19 protein-coding genes and 1 tRNA gene are annotated in these 19,846 nt (G+C 31.9%); 15 read left to right on the forward strand and 5 right to left on the reverse strand.

Annotation, left to right across the window (positions count from 1 at the left end):
• From thiD to thiM, 3 genes are read left to right on the forward strand one after another with little or no spacing between them, the layout of a single operon-like run.
• The gene (thiD, locus tag R4B61_RS05110; RefSeq protein WP_413627191.1) at window positions 1–801 is read left to right on the forward strand and encodes a bifunctional hydroxymethylpyrimidine kinase/phosphomethylpyrimidine kinase; all 801 of its coding nucleotides are present in this window, start codon (window positions 1–3) and stop codon (window positions 799–801) included.
• 1 nt (window position 802) lies between these two features.
• Window positions 803–1,459: a thiamine phosphate synthase gene (gene thiE / locus R4B61_RS05115; protein WP_413627192.1), complete on the forward strand. Its 657-nt coding sequence runs from the start codon at window positions 803–805 to the stop codon at window positions 1,457–1,459.
• Window positions 1,452–2,240, forward strand: coding sequence for a hydroxyethylthiazole kinase (gene thiM / locus R4B61_RS05120; protein WP_413627193.1), 789 nt, complete (start codon window positions 1,452–1,454; stop codon window positions 2,238–2,240). The genes thiE and thiM overlap by 8 nt, the downstream gene beginning before the upstream one ends.
• Window positions 2,241–2,255: 15 nt before the next feature.
• Here the strand turns inward: thiM and R4B61_RS05125 are convergent, their stop codons facing one another.
• Together R4B61_RS05125 and R4B61_RS05130 are read right to left on the reverse strand one after the other, a co-directional pair.
• Window positions 2,256–2,609: a fluoride efflux transporter FluC gene (locus tag R4B61_RS05125; RefSeq protein WP_413627194.1), complete on the reverse strand. Its 354-nt coding sequence runs from the start codon at window positions 2,607–2,609 to the stop codon at window positions 2,256–2,258.
• Window position 2,610: 1 nt separating this feature from the next.
• Window positions 2,611–2,991 carry a fluoride efflux transporter FluC gene (locus R4B61_RS05130; RefSeq protein WP_413627195.1) on the reverse strand — a complete coding sequence of 127 codons (381 nt, stop codon included), beginning with the start codon at window positions 2,989–2,991 and terminating at the stop codon, window positions 2,611–2,613.
• Between the two features lie 233 nt (window positions 2,992–3,224).
• Between R4B61_RS05130 and R4B61_RS05135 the strand changes: the two genes are divergently transcribed.
• From R4B61_RS05135 to R4B61_RS05150, 4 genes are all read left to right on the forward strand, one after another.
• Complete coding sequence (locus R4B61_RS05135) at window positions 3,225–3,698, forward strand: MarR family winged helix-turn-helix transcriptional regulator (RefSeq protein WP_413627196.1); 474 nt, start codon at window positions 3,225–3,227, stop codon at window positions 3,696–3,698.
• A gap of 138 nt (window positions 3,699–3,836) precedes the next feature.
• Complete coding sequence (locus tag R4B61_RS05140) at window positions 3,837–5,372, forward strand: UDP-N-acetylmuramoyl-L-alanyl-D-glutamate--2,6-diaminopimelate ligase (RefSeq protein WP_413627197.1); 1,536 nt, start codon at window positions 3,837–3,839, stop codon at window positions 5,370–5,372.
• Window positions 5,373–5,457: 85 nt separating this feature from the next.
• The gene (locus R4B61_RS05145; protein WP_413627198.1) at window positions 5,458–6,711 is read left to right on the forward strand and encodes a carboxylate--amine ligase; all 1,254 of its coding nucleotides are present in this window, start codon (window positions 5,458–5,460) and stop codon (window positions 6,709–6,711) included.
• A gap of 5 nt (window positions 6,712–6,716) precedes the next feature.
• A complete protein-coding gene (locus R4B61_RS05150; RefSeq protein ID WP_413627199.1) occupies window positions 6,717–7,430 on the forward strand; it encodes an aspartate/glutamate racemase family protein in 714 nt (237 codons plus the stop codon).
• Between the two features lie 31 nt (window positions 7,431–7,461).
• Here R4B61_RS05150 and R4B61_RS05155 read toward each other — a convergent pair whose 3' ends face one another.
• Window positions 7,462–7,797, reverse strand: a complete 336-nt coding sequence (locus tag R4B61_RS05155) for a DUF1516 family protein (protein ID WP_413627200.1) — start codon at window positions 7,795–7,797, stop codon at window positions 7,462–7,464.
• A gap of 82 nt (window positions 7,798–7,879) precedes the next feature.
• Between R4B61_RS05155 and R4B61_RS05160 the strand changes: the two genes are divergently transcribed.
• The 6 genes from R4B61_RS05160 to R4B61_RS05185 all read left to right on the forward strand — a co-directional run bounded on the left by R4B61_RS05160 (window position 7,880) and on the right by R4B61_RS05185 (window position 16,313).
• Window positions 7,880–7,950: transfer RNA gene (locus R4B61_RS05160), tRNA-Gly, on the forward strand.
• A gap of 221 nt (window positions 7,951–8,171) precedes the next feature.
• Window positions 8,172–9,863, forward strand: coding sequence for an arginine--tRNA ligase (argS, locus tag R4B61_RS05165; protein WP_413627201.1), 1,692 nt, complete (start codon window positions 8,172–8,174; stop codon window positions 9,861–9,863).
• Window positions 9,864–9,976: 113 nt separating this feature from the next.
• A complete protein-coding gene (locus tag R4B61_RS05170; protein ID WP_413627202.1) occupies window positions 9,977–12,079 on the forward strand; it encodes a transglycosylase domain-containing protein in 2,103 nt (700 codons plus the stop codon).
• 52 nt (window positions 12,080–12,131) lie between these two features.
• Window positions 12,132–12,479, forward strand: coding sequence for a YlbF family regulator (locus R4B61_RS05175; protein ID WP_413627203.1), 348 nt, complete (start codon window positions 12,132–12,134; stop codon window positions 12,477–12,479).
• 62 nt (window positions 12,480–12,541) lie between these two features.
• Complete coding sequence (locus R4B61_RS05180; protein ID WP_413627204.1) at window positions 12,542–13,771, forward strand: metallophosphoesterase family protein; 1,230 nt, start codon at window positions 12,542–12,544, stop codon at window positions 13,769–13,771.
• Window positions 13,761–16,313 carry an AAA family ATPase gene (locus tag R4B61_RS05185; protein WP_413627205.1) on the forward strand — a complete coding sequence of 851 codons (2,553 nt, stop codon included), beginning with the start codon at window positions 13,761–13,763 and terminating at the stop codon, window positions 16,311–16,313. Before R4B61_RS05180 ends, R4B61_RS05185 begins: the two co-directional genes overlap by 11 nt.
• A gap of 50 nt (window positions 16,314–16,363) precedes the next feature.
• On the opposite strand, the gene R4B61_RS05190 is transcribed toward R4B61_RS05185, so the two are convergent.
• Window positions 16,364–17,254 carry a peptidylprolyl isomerase gene (locus tag R4B61_RS05190; RefSeq protein ID WP_413627206.1) on the reverse strand — a complete coding sequence of 297 codons (891 nt, stop codon included), beginning with the start codon at window positions 17,252–17,254 and terminating at the stop codon, window positions 16,364–16,366.
• Between the two features lie 116 nt (window positions 17,255–17,370).
• Window positions 17,371–17,802, reverse strand: coding sequence for an HIT family protein (locus R4B61_RS05195; RefSeq protein WP_413627207.1), 432 nt, complete (start codon window positions 17,800–17,802; stop codon window positions 17,371–17,373).
• A 105-nt stretch (window positions 17,803–17,907) separates the two neighbouring features.
• On the opposite strand from R4B61_RS05195, the gene R4B61_RS05200 reads away from it, so the two are divergent.
• On the forward strand, window positions 17,908–18,645 hold the full coding sequence (locus R4B61_RS05200) for an ABC transporter ATP-binding protein (RefSeq protein ID WP_413627208.1): 738 nt from the start codon (window positions 17,908–17,910) through the stop codon (window positions 18,643–18,645).
• On the forward strand, window positions 18,638–19,846 hold the full coding sequence (locus R4B61_RS05205; protein ID WP_413627209.1) for an ABC transporter permease: 1,209 nt from the start codon (window positions 18,638–18,640) through the stop codon (window positions 19,844–19,846). The genes R4B61_RS05200 and R4B61_RS05205 overlap by 8 nt, the downstream gene beginning before the upstream one ends.

A 19,846-nucleotide genomic window follows, 5' to 3' on the forward strand; every position in this document is an offset into this window, starting at 1 on the left:
TTGGATAATTTAAAACAGTTTCCAGAAGCACTAACTATTGCTGGTAATGACTCAGGTGGTGGAGCAGGAATGGAAGCAGACATTAAAACAATGCAGGCCTGCAAAACGTTTAGTACAAACGTTTTGGTTGGAATAACGGCGCAAAATACACTGGGGGTTCAGGATATTTATCCCTTACCAGAAAAAATTATTAATCAGCAATTCCAGTCCGTTTTTTCTGATTTTGAGATTAAAGCTGCTAAAACGGGAGCATTATTTGATGGGGAACACGTAAGCATAGTTGTTAAAAATATAATGAAATATCGGATTGAAAAATTAGTTGTTGATCCAGTGATGATTGCAAAAGGAGGAGCTCATTTATTAACAGATGAAGCTGTGGCAACGTTAAAAAATGAATTGTTACCCCATGCGTATTTGCTTACTCCTAATCTTCCAGAAGCAGAATTATTAAGTGGACAAGAAATTAAAAAGAACGAAGAAATTGTTAAGGTTGCCAACTCTTTGCAATTAATGGGAGCTAAAAACGTAATTATCAAAGGTGGCCATGCTAAAGGTGAAAAAGTCTTTGATTTTGTGAAAATTGCTAATCAAGATGGATACTGGTTGCAATCTAACCGAATAAGAACTAGTAGAACCCATGGAACCGGAGATACTTTATCAGCGGCAATTACAGCATTTTTAGCACAAGAAAAGGATTTGACTACTTCAATTAAATTGGCACATCAGTATTTGCACTCTATTATTGAGAAACCGTTCATAGTTGGTCATGGACATGGTCCGCTAAATCATGGAGGTTGGTAAAATGATGAAATTTAAGCCAGAAATGTTGAAAATATATCTAGTAATTGGAACGCAAAATGTTTCAAACAGTGAAGAAAAATTATTAGAAATAGTTGAAAAAGCTTGCAAATCCGGTGTTACCACAATTCAATTTCGGGAAAAAGATGGTAGTTTACTGAATTATTCAGAAAAAGTTACTTTAGGAAAAAAGATTCACGAAGTAACACAAAGGTATGAGATTCCTCTATTTGTTGATGATGATTTTGAATTGGCAAGTGCAATCTCTGCAGAAGGAATTCATGTTGGTCAATCAGATGAACGAGTTTTCAAAATTAGGCAACAAAATAAAAATATTATGATTGGATTATCAATTCATAGTTTGTCTGATTTAGCAAAATCTCGTTTGGAATTAAAAGATTGTGATTATGTGGGAATTGGTCCACTTTTTAAAACTAGTAGTAAAAGTGATGCTCAATTCCCAATTGGAATGGCTAAATTAGAAGAAATTGTCCAGAAGGTTAGTTTGCCAACCGTTGCAATCGGTGGAATTAATCTAACCAATATTTCGCAGTTGAAGAATTCTCAGATAAATGGTGTGGCAGTGATTTCGGCAATTACACAAAGCTCAAATATTGAGGCTACTGTGCAGACTTTAAAAAGAGGGGGAGAAAATGACTAAAATAATTGAAGCTATTCGTAAAAAGAATCCAATTGTATTACATGTTGCCAATCATGTTACTCCACAGCATGTAGCTGATGCTACTAATTTTATAGGCGGATCTCCCATAATGTTAGAAGATGAATTAGAAGCAAGCGAACTAACTAAACTTTCTAATTCAGTTTCTTTGAATTTAGGATCAACAACACTAGCTTCACAAAATTTAATCCTAAAAGTTGGGAAAGCCGCTAATAAATTTAAAATTCCAGTGGTCTTTGATCCGGTTGCCGTGGGTGCTTCTAAAGTTAGATTTCAGCGGGCTCAAGAAATTTTATCTAAGGTTGATGTCACGTTAATTCGCGGAAATTTAGGTGAAATTGCGAGTTTAATTAATCTGGAATGGAACTCAAAAGGGATTGATTCAGGATCTGGTTCGGGTGATGGAATTAAAATTGCAAAAAAAGCAGCCCAAATTTTGGGCTGCGTAATTGTGGTTTCTGGTGAATCAGATATTGTTACGGATGGAAAGGAAACCTATTTAATTCAAAATAATGCTCCGATGTTATCTGTAAATGTGGGAATGGGTGATGTTTTAGATGCAATTTTGGCAGTTTTCTTAAGTAATTCGCAGAAAATTAACGAGATAGCTTTGGCAACTGCAATCTTACCGGCAGTCGCAGAAGAAGCGATGAAACAATTTCGTAATCAGCCGGCTAAGTTTTTAAGTCAAACTTATGATAATTTATTTGAAATTAATGATGATAAATTATTAAGTTTAGCCAAGATTGAACGAATTGATTAATTAAAAAGAATAATTTTATTTGCTAAGTCCTGAAGTTAATAAGAAACCTAGCCCACATAGTATTAAGCCTAGTGAGTAACTGGAAAGCATATAAATGAAGATGTTTTTAAACTGGTAACTAAAATAAAAATTAGCATTTTCAGCATTAAAAGTTGAAAAAGTGGTTAATCCACCGATGAATCCAAACATTCCCACTATTACTAAACTATTTTGATTTAGTGCAAAAATAATTCCGGCGATTAGACAGCCAACCATATTTACCAAGAATGTTGCGTAAAGACCTAAATTATTTTGTTTAAATATATTTGTAGTTAAGAAGCGAATTACCGCACCTAATCCGGTACCAATCCCAAAATAAAGGTAGTTCATACTATAGTTGCTTCCTTTCATTTAAATGATTTGCTAGATTATCGCCTAGAATTGCTAAGACTAGTCCACAAACAACGTTTAAAAATAGGTAAATGAAAAATAAGTTGGTTTGATGGACTTGTAATAATTTGTAGGAATCAAGAATCATTCCCGAAAAGGTTGTAAAAGAACCGATAAAGCCAGTTCCCAAAATTTTTGTATATTTTTCTGAAAATCCTATTTTGGCTCCCAAATAGTCAGTCCAAAATGGTAGAAAAAATGCTCCAGATAAATTTATTAATAGGGTTATAAGCGGGAATGAACTAAATATTATATAATCAGAGATTGAATATCTTAGTAAACCTCCGAACATTCCCGAAATAAAAATTAAAAAAATGTTCATTTAATTAACTCTTTTCTTTAAAATATGTTATATTTATTGAAAATTAAAGTCATTTAGTCTTATTATTATTTAGATGATGACAAATTTAATTTTTTCATGTAAAATTAAGTATAACGCTGTTAAGCTTTTAATTATATTTATAATTATTTAATTCTCTAAAAGATGGTATATAATTAGATAGAACGTGTGTATATATTATTTTTGTTTAAAATAAAATTTAGTGATAGAGGTATATGAAATTGGATATTAAAGACAATAGCAGAAAAATCGATGGCGAACTCTGTTTTGGTATTTATAGTGCTAATAAAAAGTTTAATCGTTTCTACCAACATGTTTTGGATAGTTACGGTTTAACGTACCCACAATATGCAGTTATGCTTGTACTATGGGCACATTCACCAATAACTGTTAGAGAACTTGGATCATATGTGGATCTTGATAGTGGTACTCTAACACCATTACTAAAAAGATTACAGAAAAACAACTGGGTAACTAAGGAACGTTCAACTGAAGATGAACGGGTTGTTAACATCAGTATAACTGAACATGCTGAAGAAATGAAAGATGAGATTTTTGCTCATGTAAATCATTGTTATGACATTTTAGGTTTAACTCAAAAAGAAATCAATGATTCACTAAATGTTATTAATCAAATTAGTGATCAACTTGATAAGGTTGATATTAGCAAGATGGATGAATCTAAATAATAGTTTAATTAAAAAGAAGCTAAACAATTTTGTTTAGCTTCTTTTTATATTTTGTTTTTTGCGTTTAATTTGCTAAAATTAGGAGTATTGTTGTACAAAAAAATTAACATATAAAATGGACGAAACGAGGTAAGTAAATTGTCCTTAAATATTGATGAGATAAGAACTCTCTTAATGGAGCATGATTTATTAAAAGATATAAACGTAACTAAGCAACAAACTGAATTTAATTATATTAGTTACGATTCTCGAGATTTAAAAAAAGATTCATTGTTTTTCTGCAAAGGTAATTTTAAACCAGAATTTTTACAAAGTGCCAAGGTAAATGGTGCAATCGGTGTTGTTTCGGAAAATCACTTAAATGAAAGTGCGGGCATGACCGAAATAATTGTTAAAGACATTCAAAAAGCAATGTCAGTTTTATCGGCAGCATACTTTAATTTCCCCCAAAACAAGTTATTTGTAATTGCTATTACAGGTACTAAGGGGAAAACTACCTCATCCTATTTTATATATGATGCAATTAAAAAAGCTACTAATAATAAAACTGCTTTATTTTCAACGGTTAATACGGTGTTGGGTAACCAACCAGAAGATACTTTTAAATCACAATTGACTACGCCAGAATCAATGGACTTATTTAGATACATGAATAAAGCGGTTGAAAATGGAATGAAATATTTAGTGATGGAAGTTTCTTCTCAAGCCTACCTAAAAAATCGAGTTTATGGCTTAAAATACAATGTTGGTTCATTTTTAAATATTTCACCTGATCATGTTGGACAAAATGAACATCCAACTTTTGCCAACTATTTATATTGTAAAGAACAGTTAATTGTCAATTCTAATTCCATGATTATTAATGCAGAGACCACTAACTTTGATGATGTATATCATACTGCCAAAGCTACATGTGATCCGGAAAACATCTATTTATTTGCACGAAATGGTGCAGATATTGATGTTCCCGTTGATTTAGATTTTATTTTCGACAATCAAGAAGATACATTGACTGACAGTAAGATAAAATTAGAAGCAATCTCAAAAAAGGCACAAAAATTAAGCTTAGCTGGTGAATATAGCATTGGAATTCCCGGTGACTATAATGAATCTAACGCGGTTGATGCAATTATTTCAGCTGGGTTAGCTGGTTTTACCAGAAGTGATGTGTTTGAAGGAATTAAAACAACTCAAATACCAGGACGAATGGAAATGTACCAAAGTAAGCAGCACGGAACCGTTTATGTTGATTACGCCCATAACTATGCTAGTACTAAGGCATTGCTCAGCTTTTTAAAGAGAAATAATTCTGATGGAAAAGTTACGGTGGTAGTTGGAAGTCCAGGTAACAAAGGAATTGATCGTCGTGAGGGCTTTGGAAAAGCTTTAAGTGAAGAGGCCGATGTTGCCATCTTAACAACTGATGATCCAGCATTTGAAGATCCATTGAAGATTGCTCAAGAAATTGATTCTTATATTAATCATGACCGGGTCAAAGTTGATTTTGAGTTAGATCGGGAAAAGGCAATTAAATTTGCAATTGAAAATAGTAATGTTAGCGATATTACAGTTGTGATTGGTAAAGGGCAAGATCCTTACCAAAAAATCAATGGTAAAGACGTTCCATATCCTAGTGATTCCGTAGTAGTAAAGGATTTATTAATAAACTTATAATTAAACGAAATTAGAGTGATTATCATTATTGGGTGTAGTAATTAATGGTATAATTTCAATTGAATTGAAGGTAGAGGTAATATCAATGACAAAAGAAAAAGCTAATTTTACACCCGTCTTATTAGGGAGTGATTTTAATGTTTATGGAATGGCGCGTTCATTTTATGAACTAACTGGAAAACCAGTTAAATCATTTGCTCAAACAAGATTAGCTCCCACTAGATATACAAAAATTGTTGATTTAGAAATTATTCCAGGATTCAGCGAAGACCCTACCTGGATTGAATCAATGATGAAAATTAAAGAAAGATATGCTTCCCACCAAGAACCGGTGATTCTAATTGGTTGTGGAGATGGATATGCAGAATTAATTTCAAAACATAAGAGTGAGCTAGAGGATGTCTTCGTTTGTCCATACGTGGATTATTCGTTAATCAAACAACTAAATAGCAAAGAAAACTTCTATAAGCTATGCGATAAGTTTTCTCTACCATATCCAGGTACTAAAATTATTTCTAAGGATGACTTTGAAGCAGAACACTTAGACCAACCATTTGAGTTTCCAATTGCTTTAAAACCCACCAATAGTGTTGAATGGCTTGATATTCATTTTGAAGGGCGAAAAAAAGCGTTTACGATTCATAGCGAAGCTGAATATTTGGATATTGTAAATAAGATTTATAAAAATGGCTATACTTCGGATTTGATTATTCAAGATTTTATTCCTGGTGATGATAGTAATATGCGGGTAGTAAATGCCTACGTTGATAAAAATCATCAGGTTAAAATGATGTGTTTAGGACACCCACTGTTGGAAGATCCTAAACCCGGTGCAATCGGTAACTATACTGCGATTCTACCGGAATACAATGAAGAAATTTATCAACAAATCCAATCATTTTTGGAAAAAGTTGAGTATACAGGTTACGCTAACTTTGATATGAAATGGGATAGTCGTGATCAAAAATATAAATTGTTTGAAATCAATCTTCGCCAAGGACGTAGTAGTTTCTTTGTTACGTTAAACGGATATAATCTAGCGCAATGGGTCGTTAAAGATTATGTTGAAGATAGTTTAAAAAATGAAAAAACCGTTTATGCTAATCAAGATGGCCAAAAACACATGCTTTGGTTGGGTGTACCAAAACGTGTTTTTAAAAAATACGCTAAAGAAAATAAAGAAAAAGAAATTGGAAAAAAATTACTCCGTGAGGGCAGATATGGTTGTACTTTTTGGTATGACAAAGATAGAAATCTTAAGCGTTTAGCTTTGATGGAGTGGATGAATCATATCTATGCTAAAAGTTTTAAAAAATATTTTTATATAAATAAAGGGTAATTATTATGAAAAAGTTTTTTACAATCCTTGGAGGAATGGGGACACAGGCAACTGAGTCCTATATTCACCAGTTAAACAAGCGAACGGATGCTCATAAAGATCAAGATTATTTTAATTATATTTTGGTTAACCATGCTACAGTTCCTGATAGAACTAACTTCATTGTTGATCCCGATAATAATGAGAGTCCACTTACTCCTTTAGCAGAGGACATTGAGCAACAAAGTAAATTAAAACCTGATTTTTTCACATTGCCATGTAATACGGCTCATTTCTTTTTTGAAAAATTACAAAGTTTAACTGACATTCCCATTCTACACATGCCCAACTTGACCGTTGAAGCGATTAAAAATCAATTTCCTAACGCTAAACGAGTTGGTTTGATAGCCACTAATGGTACGCTAAAAGATGGTGTTTACGATAAGCCAATTAAAGCGGCCGGCTATGAACTGGTAATGCCAACCCAAGAAATTGCCAAAGAGACAATGGAATTAATTTATCAAGATGTTAAGGAACAAGACTGGGTTGATGGTGATTTATATCACCATATCTTAGATCAAATGGTAAATGATTTGAATTGTGATGTGGTAATTCTCGGATGTACAGAGATTTCAGTTGCAGAAGAACGTGCTGGTAGTGCAGATTATCCCGTAATTGATGCGCAAATTGAGTTGGTTAATGAAACAATTCGATTGGCTAAAGCAAGTCAAACAAAATAAAAAGTATGTAGATATAATCTACATACTTTTTTTATGGAATTAAAAATAATGAGATAATTGAAACTAAGATAAAGAAAATTGCGATAAATATTAAATATAATTTTAAATTTCCCTGTAATTTTCTTTGATAGATAATATCAACAAATGAGATTGAGCTAACAGTTAGACTAAAACTGGCTAAATCTAATGCGGGATTGGAAGTGAAGTTTCTAATGATTAAGATTACTTCGCCAATTAAGATTAGAAAATAAATAGCTCTTCCCATCATCATTAATTTGACAATTGATTTATCTTTAGTTTGTTTAATTCCCCAAATAAAATTAACAATTAATAAAATCCAGAGAAAAATAATGAGATTGATTAGCATAATTGGTCCTCCATTAATCTAATTATAGCAGCTTTTATTATAATGACATTTTAAGCGTATAATGTTATAATGATGGTGTTATGCGGGCATAGTTTAGTGGTAAAATTTGAGCTTCCCAAGCTTACGTCGCGGGTCCGATTCCCGTTGCCCGCTTTGGGATATTTATCCCAACTTAAAAGAGTAGTAGTAGTGAATAAATTTACAGCAAGGCTAGGATGATGGGAGCTAGTTATTTTATAGCTATGAAAGCGTGCTTTTTTGAACAATAGATTAATAACAAAGTGGGTTTATTCCAACTAGAGTGGTACCGCGGGTTATCTCGTCTCTTACATCTTTTTTGATGTAGGAGTTTTTATTTTTAAGGAGTGAAATAAATGGATTACAAAAAAATTGTAGCAGACGCCGTCTTTAAAGCTATTGATGGTCAAGTAGCAACTGAAGATATTTATAGTAAAATTGAAAAACCAAAAATCGCTAAAAATGGTGATTTATCATTCCCAGCTTTTATTTTAGCTAAGGAAATGCACAAGGCACCACAAATGATTGCTCAAGATATTGTTGCTAATATTGCAAGCGATGATTTTGAAAAGGTCGAAGCAGCAGGTCCATACGTTAACTTCTTCTTGAGTAAAGGAGTAGTAAGTAGCGATGTAATTAAAGATGTGTTAACTAAAAAAGAACACTTTGGAGACAACCATAATGGTGATGATCAAGTTGTAACAATTGATATGTCATCACCAAACATTGCTAAGCCAATGTCAATGGGACATTTAAGATCTACTGTAATTGGTAATTCAATTGCTAAGATTCTTACTAAAAATGGATACAAACCTGTTAAGGATAACCATTTAGGTGATTGGGGAACTCAATTTGGTAAGTTGATTACTGCTTATTTAAAATGGGGTAACGAAGACGATGTTAGACGTGATCCAATTCATTATTTGGTTCAATACTACATTCGTTTCCATAAAGAAGACATTGAACATCCTGAATACGATGATGAAGCACGGGTTTGGTTTAAGAAGCTTGAAGATGGAGATCCAGAAGCCGTTAAACTATGGAAATGGTTTAGAGATGTTTCACTAGAAGCATTCAATCAAACCTACAAAAAACTTGGAGTAGAATTTGATACCTATAATGGTGAATCATTCTACAATGATAAGTTACAAGATGTTGTTGATACTTTGAAGAAAGATAATTTATTGGAAATCTCTCAAGGTGCTTCAGTGGTTGATTTAAGCGATGAAAACTTAAATCCAGCTTTAATCTTGAAAACTGATGGAGCTTCATTATACGTAACTAGAGATATTGCAACCGCTATTTATAGAGATAAAACTTATCATCCAGTGATGAATTTATATGCAGTTGGTTCTGAACAAACTTATTACTTCAAGCAATTAAAAGCTGTATTGAAGAAAATGGGATTAAAATCAGCCTCTGGGTTACACCATATTCCATTTGGTTTAATTACTGTGAATGGTAAGAAGTTATCAACTAGACACGGTAATATCATTTTATTAAATGAAGTTTTAGATGAATCAGTTAAGATTGCTAAACAACAAATCGTTGAAAAGAACCCAACCTTAGCTGATAAAGATAAAGTTGCCAATGAAGTCGGAGTGGGTGCGATTATCTTTGGTGACCTAAAGAATTCAAGAATTGATAGCATTGACTTTAACGTTCAAGAACAATTGAAATTCGAAGGGGAAACCGGACCATACGTTCAATACGCAAACGCTAGATCTCAAAGCATTTTGAGAAAAGCTCAAGATATTGAAATTAAGGCTGATGGAAATTCTCTATCTGACGAAGACTCTTGGGAAATTATCAAACTATTACAATCTTTCCCAGATGTAGTAAAACGTGCTAATGAAGAATTTGAACCTTCAGTAATTGCTAAATATTCATTAAAATTAGCTAAAAGTTTTAATAAATATTATGCACACACTAGAATCTTAAGCGAAGATAATGAACTAGGTGCAAGACTTGCTTTAGTTCAAAGTATTTCAATCGTATTGACTGAATCACTACGTTTACTTGGGGTTAAAGCACCAAAAGAAATGTAATTTTAAGACGATATTTAACTTCTGTTAGGTATCGTCTTTATTATTATCTAATAATTGATTTTAGTTCTTTGTGATACAATACTAAGTAACTTAGTATGAGGAGAATCCTTTGAATGGATAAGATAAAAGAGTTTTTAAAAAAATATTTTAGTATTATTTGGAGCTGGATTAAGAAGTATTGGAGAAGATACCAGTTAACCAGATGGATAATTGTGGTAATTCTTTCAATCATGGTTTTAGGTTCAATCTACCTAACTTTCATTGCTAAAACTGCTCACGTAAAAAACTTGGAATCAAATTTATCTAGATCAACAGTAATTTACGATAAGTCAAACGCAGAAGCGGGTAAGTTGTATGCACAAAAGGGATCTTACGTATCTTATGATGAGATTTCACCCAACATTGAAAATGCAATCCTTTCAACTGAAGATCGTAATTTTTATCATGAACACGGGTTTTCGGTAAAAGGTTTTACTAGAGCATTTTATCTAGCGATTAAAAATCGAGTTACTGGAAATCATATGATCAGCAGTGGTGGTAGTACAATTTCGCAACAACTAGCCAAGAATACATTGCTGTCACAACAACAAACCATTTCCAGAAAATTTAAAGAATTATTCATTTCTGTGGAAATTGAAAATATTTATTCTAAAAAACAGATTTTAACAATGTATATGAATAATGCTTACTTTGGTAATGGGGTTTACGGTGTGCAAGATGCCTCTAGAAAATATTTTGGCGTTGATGCTAAAAATCTACCAGTTGAAGACGCTGCGGCTTTAGCGGGTATGTTACAAAATCCAAGTAATAATCCGATCGATCATCCAGAAGCTGCCAAAAGTCGTAGAAATATAGTTCTACAAGCAATGGCTGATAATCAAAAAATTCCGGAAAATCAACTAAAATTTTACCAAAATAAGTCGTTAGATACGGAAGATAACTTGGAAAATGAAAATAGTTATAAATATCCATTTTATTTTGATGCAGTTATCAATGAAGCAATCAATGAATATGGTTTGACCGAAAAACAAATCATGAATGATGGATATAAAATTTATACTAATTTGGATCAACAACAACAAAGTAGTTTCCAAAGTGACTTTAAAAATCCTAGTCTATTCCCACAAAATGCTGCCGATGGAACGAAAGTTCAGGCTGCATCAATAGCAGTCAACCCTAAAAATGGTGGAGTTCAGGCAGTCGTTGGTGGTAGAAATAATGATGTTTTCAGAGGCTTTAATCGAGCTACTGATATTAAACGTCAACCTGGATCAACCATGAAGCCACTGGCAGTTTATACGCCGGCCATTGAAAATGGTTACTCTTATGATTCAATGCTAAATGATACCAAGAAGTCATATGGTAAGGATAACTACACTCCTAAAAACTACAATGACCAATATTCTGGAAAAGTTCCAATGTATCAAGCTTTGGCTCAAAGTTTGAATGCTCCAGCAGTATGGTTATTAGATAAGATGGGGGTTAATAAGGGATTTGATTCCGTACAACAATTTGGACTTCCAGTCACTAAAAAGGATAATAATCTTGCGCTTGCATTGGGTGGTTTATCTGGTGGTGTTTCTCCACAACAAATGGCAGGGGCCTATACTGCTTTTGCTAACCATGGAAAAATGTCTAAACCATTCTATATTACGAAGATTGTTGATTCAACTGGAAAAACGGTTGCTGAACACGAAGACAATACCACCCAAATTATGTCTGCATCTACGGCTAGTGAGATGACCAGTATGATGATGGGGGTATTTAATAATGGGACTGGTGCAAGTGCTAAACCAAGCGGATATACAATTGCTGGTAAAACAGGAAGTACAGAAGCTGATAATAGTCAGGATGCTGATGCAACGAGAGATAAATGGATTATTGGTTATACCCCAGATGTTGTGGTTGCAACCTGGGAAGGTTTTGATAGCACTAATACCACTCACCATTTGGAAAACTTGAGTGGAACCGGTGTTAACTACTTGTTTAAACATCAAATGCAAGAAATCTTACCATATACTGATCAAACCCAATTTAAAACTAAGGATGCAGCCACCCTTTATGCGGAAAAAAATAGTAATTTAGTGGATTCATTGGATGATACAAAGGGTTCTATTTCTGATAAAATCGGTAAATTTAATCAAAATGTTACTGAAAAAGCTAAGAGTGCAGCGAAAACTCTTTACGATGACGCTAAGAGTTTCTTAGGACAATAACGGGTTTGGTATGTTAAAATGATTCTATAATAACTAAGAGGAGAATTATTGTATGTCAGACAACAAGATTATTGAACAAGCTAACAAAATGAAGGAAACAGTTGAAAAATCTGAAGAATTTACTAATTTAAAAAATGCTTTTGATGCCTTAAAAGCAGAAAAAGAATCATACAAGGTTTTCACTGATTTCCAAAACAATCAAAATGAATTAAGACAAAAACAAATGTCTGGTCAAGAAATCACAGAAGATGATATGAAATTTGCTCGTGATCTTGCCAATAAAATGAACACACTTCCAGCAATTAAAGTATTGATGGAACGTGAAAAAGCAATGGGTAAATTGATTGATGATGCTAATATGGTAATTACTGATCCTTTACGTAAGTTATACCAAGGTTAAGACAACATCTAAAGGAAGCACTGTCAGTGCTTCTTTTTTTTTATTCAAAAGGAGAATTTTTTATGAAGTTTATACACACCGCTGATTTACACTTAGATACACCTTTTGAAGGACTTAAATCTAATTCTGAAACTCCTAAATCGTTTTGGAATGAACTATACCAATCACCTTATCAATCGTTTAAAAAAATTGTTAGGGATGCAATTAAGGAATCAGTGGATTTTATTTTAATTGTTGGTGATATTTTTGATAGTAAAAATCAAAGTATTGCTGCAATTAGTTTCTTTATTGATCAGATGATGATTTTAGATAAAGCTAATATTCCAGTTTTTCTTTCTTTTGGTAATCATGATTTTCAAGCAAATGGGTTTGATAAATTTGATTTTCCTAAAAATGTATTTGTTTTTGACGATTCAATTACTACTAAATCAATCTCTTTAAAAAATGGAGAAACAGTTGGAATTACAGGATTTAGTTATGCTACGCAAGCGGTCACCGAAGATAAGGTAGTTGAATTTCCTAGTAAATCAAATTTTGATTTTCAAATTGGAATGGTTCACGGGGCAATTAAAACGGGTGAAAATTCTAACTATGCTCCTTTTACAATCGGAGAGATGCTTAATAAAGGTTATGATTATTGGGCGTTAGGACATATCCACAAACGACAAGAATTAAATCAAAAACCGATGATTGAATATCCGGGTGACATTCAAGGTCGGCATAAAAATGAAGCCGGAGAAAAAGGCTACTTGTTAATTAATGAAAATCAGGGAGAGTTAACTAAAAAATTTGTTCCAACCTCTGCCGTAGTTTTTTCAAATTTTGAATTAACAATTTATAAAGATACTAATGTAAATGATTTATTTGTAATTTTGAATCAAAAACTAAGGGAACAGAGTTTTCCTAAATTGAATTTGATTAATTTGATTTTAAAAACCAATGAAACGTTTAACTCAGAAATCAATTCAAGTTTTCAAAATGATATTTTATTGAGTAATATTCAATCTAAGTTAGTGAATGAATATCAAGACTTAAATGTTTGGATTTATGATATTAAGCTTAGCCAGACTCAAGTACAACAATTTTCAAGCTTAGATCAAGAGTTTTGGGAAAGTACGAAGTCAGAGGTTTTTAATCAAGCGAATGTGGATAAAATAGCGCAAAAATTATTTAAAAACGATTTTATTAGAAATAATTTTAGTGATGCAAATAAGTTACAAGAGTTATTAATGGACAGTGAAAGCTTGCTTAATACAGAAATCGAAGGGGATGACGCGCAAAATGAAAATTAAAAAAGTCGAAATCTTTTCTTACGGTAAATTCAAAAATTTTAAATGTGATTTTCAAAATCTTCAAGTTATCTACGGTAATAATGAAAGTGGTAAAACGACCATGATTAATTTTATAAAGGATATTCTGTTTGGGTTTGAACGTCGCAGTACTTCTCATCCATATGCCCCTAAAGATAAAAGTGAAATGGGTGGTCGTTTACTAATTGAATATGATAATTCAGATTACATTGTTCAAAGAGTCGACGGAAAAAACGGGGGAGACGTTACGGTTTATGACTCGAATGAAAATGAGGTTCCGGCAACGCTATTAGAAAAATTTAGAGGTCCCATTGATCGTTCTGTTTTTGATAATTTATTTTATTTTGGGGCACCTGATTTAAAGGAAATTAGTAATCTAACGACGGTTGAGCTAGAAGAACGAATCCGACAGGTTGGAGTAGTCGGGATTAATCAATGGTTAAATTTAAAAAATAAGATTGCTAAAGATGCTGGTGAAATTTATAAACCTCGAGGTAGAAAACAGGAACTTAACGGGTTATTAAAAGGGTATGAAGAATTAGAAGAAGAGGTTAATCAAGCTAAACAAAAATATCCGGAATTTATTGATTTAAGCCAAAGGGAAAAGGAACTTAATCAGGAACTAGAACATATAAACGGACAGGTACAAAAACTAATTGGTGAAGAAACTAAATTAAATCAAGATCGACAAAGTTGGTATATATATAAAGAAATTAAAAATTTTGAGCAAAAGCAACTAAAACCATTACCCGGTTATACTGATCAAGAATTACAAAAATTTAACCAGTTAGAAGCCAAAATTGATAATGCCAAATTAGATTTACAAATGAGGAAATCTGGACTAGATAAATTAAAAAATACTACTAAAGCAAATAGTAGTATTTATCAAACGTATTTAGATAATCGCTTAGTGGTTGAAAATTTAAATAATGAATTAGAAGATAAGTTTGATTTATCCAGAGAATTAAGACAAATTGAACAACGTCAGTCTGATTTACAAGAGCAAATAAAAATTGACAACATCGAAGCTGGGGGCGAAAATAGTCAACCATTTGATGAAAAAACAGCTCAAAAAGTAAATGAACTATTTAAGACCAAGAACAATCTTGATTCTCAAAGACTCTTTGAACAGAGTAGAAAGACGGCTAAGTCACCTGAAGCTAATAAATTACCACTGGTTTTAATGTTATTGGGGGTAATTATTTCCTTAGTTTCATTTTTTGTCGGTGGAATTGGTTTACCAATTCTATTGATAGTAGGATTGATAATTTTAGGATTGGGAATTTATCAAAAATCAAATGATAAAAAAGCTAATCTTCAAAATGAGCCTGAGGAATCTAATTTTGTCGAAAAAATAAATCAGATTGATCAACAATTAGAAGAAATTGGTACTCAACATAGTATTAATAACGTTAAGCAGGAAAATTGGACTGGAAGTCTTCAGACAGCAATTGCACGTCGAGATAATGAGGTAAAACGAAATGAGCAATTGCAGCAACAGGTTGATTTAATCAAAAAACAAATTAATGATTACATTGTTAGTTGGATTAAGTTAGGTTGGAAGTTAAATGAAAATGAGAATCTAATTAGCAATTTAAATAAAATTAAGCAAATAAAGTTAAAACTTCAAGATGAAATATCTAAAAAACAACAAGATCAACAGTATTTGCAAGAACAACAACAACAGTTTGATCAATACAATGAAAATTATCAAAATATAAATCATGAATTGACAGATTTTCTTCAACAAAAAGAACTAAATACGAAAGCAGAGTATTTAGATAATTATCAAAAACAAGTTGCCATTAAAAAGCAAATTGAACTTTATGAAGAAAATAAAAAGAAATTAAATGCTGAAATAATTAATCGTTTAAATCAATATACTGATGAAAATGATTTATTACTCCGTTTAAAAACTACTAAACGTAAAAAAGAGCAAATAGAATTACAATCTTCTGAACTCGTAAAACAAAAGACAATTACGGAAACTAAGCTAGATGGCCTCAGAAAAGATGGGACTTTTGATAATTTAAGACAACAGCTAGCTAATAAGCAAACGGAAATTATTCATTTAACGGAAAAGTGGTTGTCCTTAAAATTAACTAATCAATGGATTGAAAAGGTCTTAAATTTGGCTAGTCACGGAAGATTTCCGCAAGTGCAGAAGTTAGCAGAAAAATACTTTAACTTACTAACGGCTAATCACTATGACCGAATTAAGTACGATAAAAAAATTACGGTTTATACTAACCAAAAACAAAAATTTGAAATTAAAGAATTATCTCGGGGAACGATGCAACAACTATATCTATCGTTTATTTTGGCTCTAACCATTTCTTTTAGTGAAGAATATGAAATTCCAATTGTGATCGATGATGGATTTGTGGATTTTGATAGCAATAGAACCGATGCTGCAATTAGCTTGTTACAAGAGGTTGCAAAAGATACTCAGGTAATTTATTACACTGCCAATGAACAAATATTAGAAAAAATCAATCAAAATAACATTTTAAACCTAAACTAAAAAGGAATGAACGTAAAGTTCATTCCTTTTTGTGTATCAATTAATGTTAATTATTTTTTTGAAGTATCGATGTAGCCAGAAAGAATGTTCTTCATGCTGCTATCTTTGATTTGAACATCTCCATCTTTAAGTACTTTAGATACAACGTCGTGAAGGGTACTACTGTCGTTTAATCTTGAAGTAGCTAGTTGTTCTTTAAGTTCAGACTTGTGTTCCTTCCAAGTTCCCTTGTCAGGGTAGTTAAGCATCTTAATAACTACGTAACCGGAATCAGTCTTAACTGGTTCAGTGGTGTAGTCACCTTTCTTAAGTTTAAAGGCTTCTTTCTTAACTGATGAATCTACACTGGTACTGGTGTTATCAAATGGTTCTTGCTTACCACCTTTGTTCTTAGTAGAAGAATCGGTTGAGTTTTCTTTGGCAAGTTTGTTCCAGTCACCACCGTTATCCAATTCGCTAATTACATTATTAGCAGAATCTTCGTCTTTAGTAGTGATGGTTGCAACAGTAACTTTTGGTTCATAACTCTTGAATTGCTTTTTAAGATCTTTATCAGCAAAACTGGTTTTATCCAAAACAGCTTGTTTTAATAGAAGATTATCTTTAATTGATTCTTTTAATTGATCTTCAGTCATGCCTTGTTGTTGCAACATAGCGCTGAATTGACTACCGTATTGAGATTTATATTGTTTAATTTGGTTGTCAATTTCTGATTTTTTAACTTTGTCTCCATATTTGTTTTCTAAGACTTTGTTTAAAATCATTTGTTGAAGTTCTTGTTTACCTTGTTGGGTTTCTTTCATCTTGTTGTAGTATTGTTCTTCAGTAATTTTACCACCTTCAGTAGTAGCAACTGTTTTACTTTGGCCACAAGCAACAAGTGATAGACTCATAAGAACTCCGGCAGCACCGACTGCCCATTTTTTCTTATTTATGTTCATGTTATCCATCCTTAAAAAAATATTTTGTTTAGATGATCTAAACAAGTACGTATCCCTAATATAACATAATTAATTATTTACGGTTAAATTACAATATTTCTTAATTATAAATTAAATTACTTAAACGCTTTTTTAATTTTAGCTTGAATTTTTTGGTAATCATCATCATTGTAATCTTTTTCGTTATCCGAAAATTTAATTTGAAATCCATCTTGACTTGAATATCTAGGTACTAAATGAATGTGGGCATGAAAAACTGATTGATATGCAACTTCACCATTATTATTTAAAATGTTCATCCCTTTAATATCTGGATTGGATGCTTTAATTGCATTGGCAATTTTGGGAACTCTCGCAAAAATTTGAGCAGCATCATCTGAACTTAAATGAAAGATATCTGGGACATGTTTTTTAGGAATTACCAATGTATGTCCTGGGGTAGTTTGTGAAATGTCTAAAAACGCGAGAACCACGTCATCTTCATAAACTTTGTAACTAGGAATGTCGCCATTAATAATCTTACAAAAGATACAATTTTCGTCTGTCATAGTAAAACTCCTTTTTTCTGTTGATTATACACTATTGTAAAATAATGATGAAAGGTATTGATATGATATAATTGCCGTAATAATTAATTAGAAAAGAGAAGTAAAATGGGATTAGAGGTCAAAAATTTAACTGGTGGATACTCTAGTATTCCAGTTATAAAAAAAGAAAATTTTGATGTTAAAGATGGAGAATTGGTTTCTTTGATTGGATTAAATGGAGCCGGGAAATCGACAACCATTAATCATATAATTGGGTTAATGAAACCTTTTGCGGGAACAATTAAATTAAACGGAATGCAAATTGAAGACGATTTAAAAGAATATAAGCAGCAAATTGCATATATACCAGAGGTTCCCGTTTTATACCAAGAATTAACGCTAAAAGAGCATATTGAAACTACCATTATGGCATATAGTTTAAATGAGGCAGAGGCTTGGCAAAAAGCCGACCGGTTACTAAAGATATTTAGATTAGACAACAAACTAGAGTGGTTGCCCGCTAATTTTTCTAAAGGGATGAAACAAAAGGTTATGATTATCTGTGCCTTTATCACGAATGCTAGTTTGTTTGTAATTGATGAACCATTTCTAGGTTTGGATCCTTTAGCAGTTAACGATTTATTGAAATTAATTGAAGAACGTAAAAAAGCAGGATGTAGTGTATTGATGTCAACTCACGTTTTAGATACTGCAGAAAAATATTGTGATCGGTTTGTCCTAATTAATAATGGGGTGGTTCGTTACGAAGGAACTTATCAAGAAATTAAGACAAAATACGCTGATTTAGGTAATTCTTTAAATGATATTTATCTTTCTTTAGCAAAGGATGAAAAGCATGGATAGTTTATTCAAGAAACGTTTAGGTGAACATTGGATTGAGTTAATAAAATACCTAAAATATGTTTTTAATGATTTCTTCGTAATTGCTTTAATGTTTTTTATTGGAGCACTCGGATTTAGTTATTCGAACTTATTAAGTGAATTAAAGGCTAATATTTGGTGGGAAAAGCCGGTAATTATTTTAGTTATTTTAATTAGTGTATTTTTAGGTGGCATGGCTACTTTGGTTAAAAAACCCGACAGAATTTTCGTTAGTCCGATGGAAGCAAAACTAAAAAAATATTTTAGGGATTCCTTTTTTTATAGCTTTTTTATGGCTAGTATAGTTCAGTTAGTAATTTGGTTCGTTTTACTTCCATTTATTAGTATTAGTATGAACTGGAAGATGTTAGAATTAGTAGTTGTACTAATTCTAATGTTAGTTTTAAAGGGAATAATTTTAAGAAGAAAGTTCAACCAATTTTACAATTTTAGAATTACACGTTTCTCATGGGAATTTGATGTAATTGGATCTTTATTAATTTTGTCCGTGGCAGTCTATTTCAACAGTTATCTAGCTTTGTTTCTAGCAACTATCTGGTTAGCAAAAACGGTCTTTACCAAAAATAGTCAAGTTTTAAATTGGAATAGATTGATTGAATCAGAAGATAAAAGGATGTCAGTCATCTATCGATTCTTTAGCTTGTTTAAAGATGTTCCCGAAGTTTCGGTTAAAGAAAAACGGCGAAAATGGCTTGATCCAATCTTTAAATTTATCCCACAAGATCATCATAATTTTTACCTTAATCTCTATGTCAGAGCATTTGTTAGAAATGGTGAAATGAGTCTGTTATACATCCGATTATTGGTAATTGGATTTGTGATTTTAATGTTTACTGATAATCAAATCACTAGTTTGATTATTTATTTGTTATTTATTTATCTAGTCGGATTTCAAATTATTCCCTTTTTTAATCACTTTAAAGGAAATATCTTCAGCAAAGTATATCCAGTCTTCGATAGTAATCAACAAGTAAGCTTCAAAAAAATGATTACTTATTTACTGTTTAGTGAGATGGTACTTTTATTGATTGCAATGATGTTAGCAAACTTACCAATCTTAATTGTGGGCTTAGCATTGTTATTAGGGATTGTTGAAATAGAACTTTTAATAAATCCGTTTTTAAAAAATAAAATAAAAAAATTTAATTTAATGGGAGAATGA

Origin of the sequence: Fructilactobacillus vespulae (assembly GCF_047324295.1) — a bacterium.
Lineage (GTDB): Bacteria > Bacillota > Bacilli > Lactobacillales > Lactobacillaceae > Fructilactobacillus > Fructilactobacillus vespulae.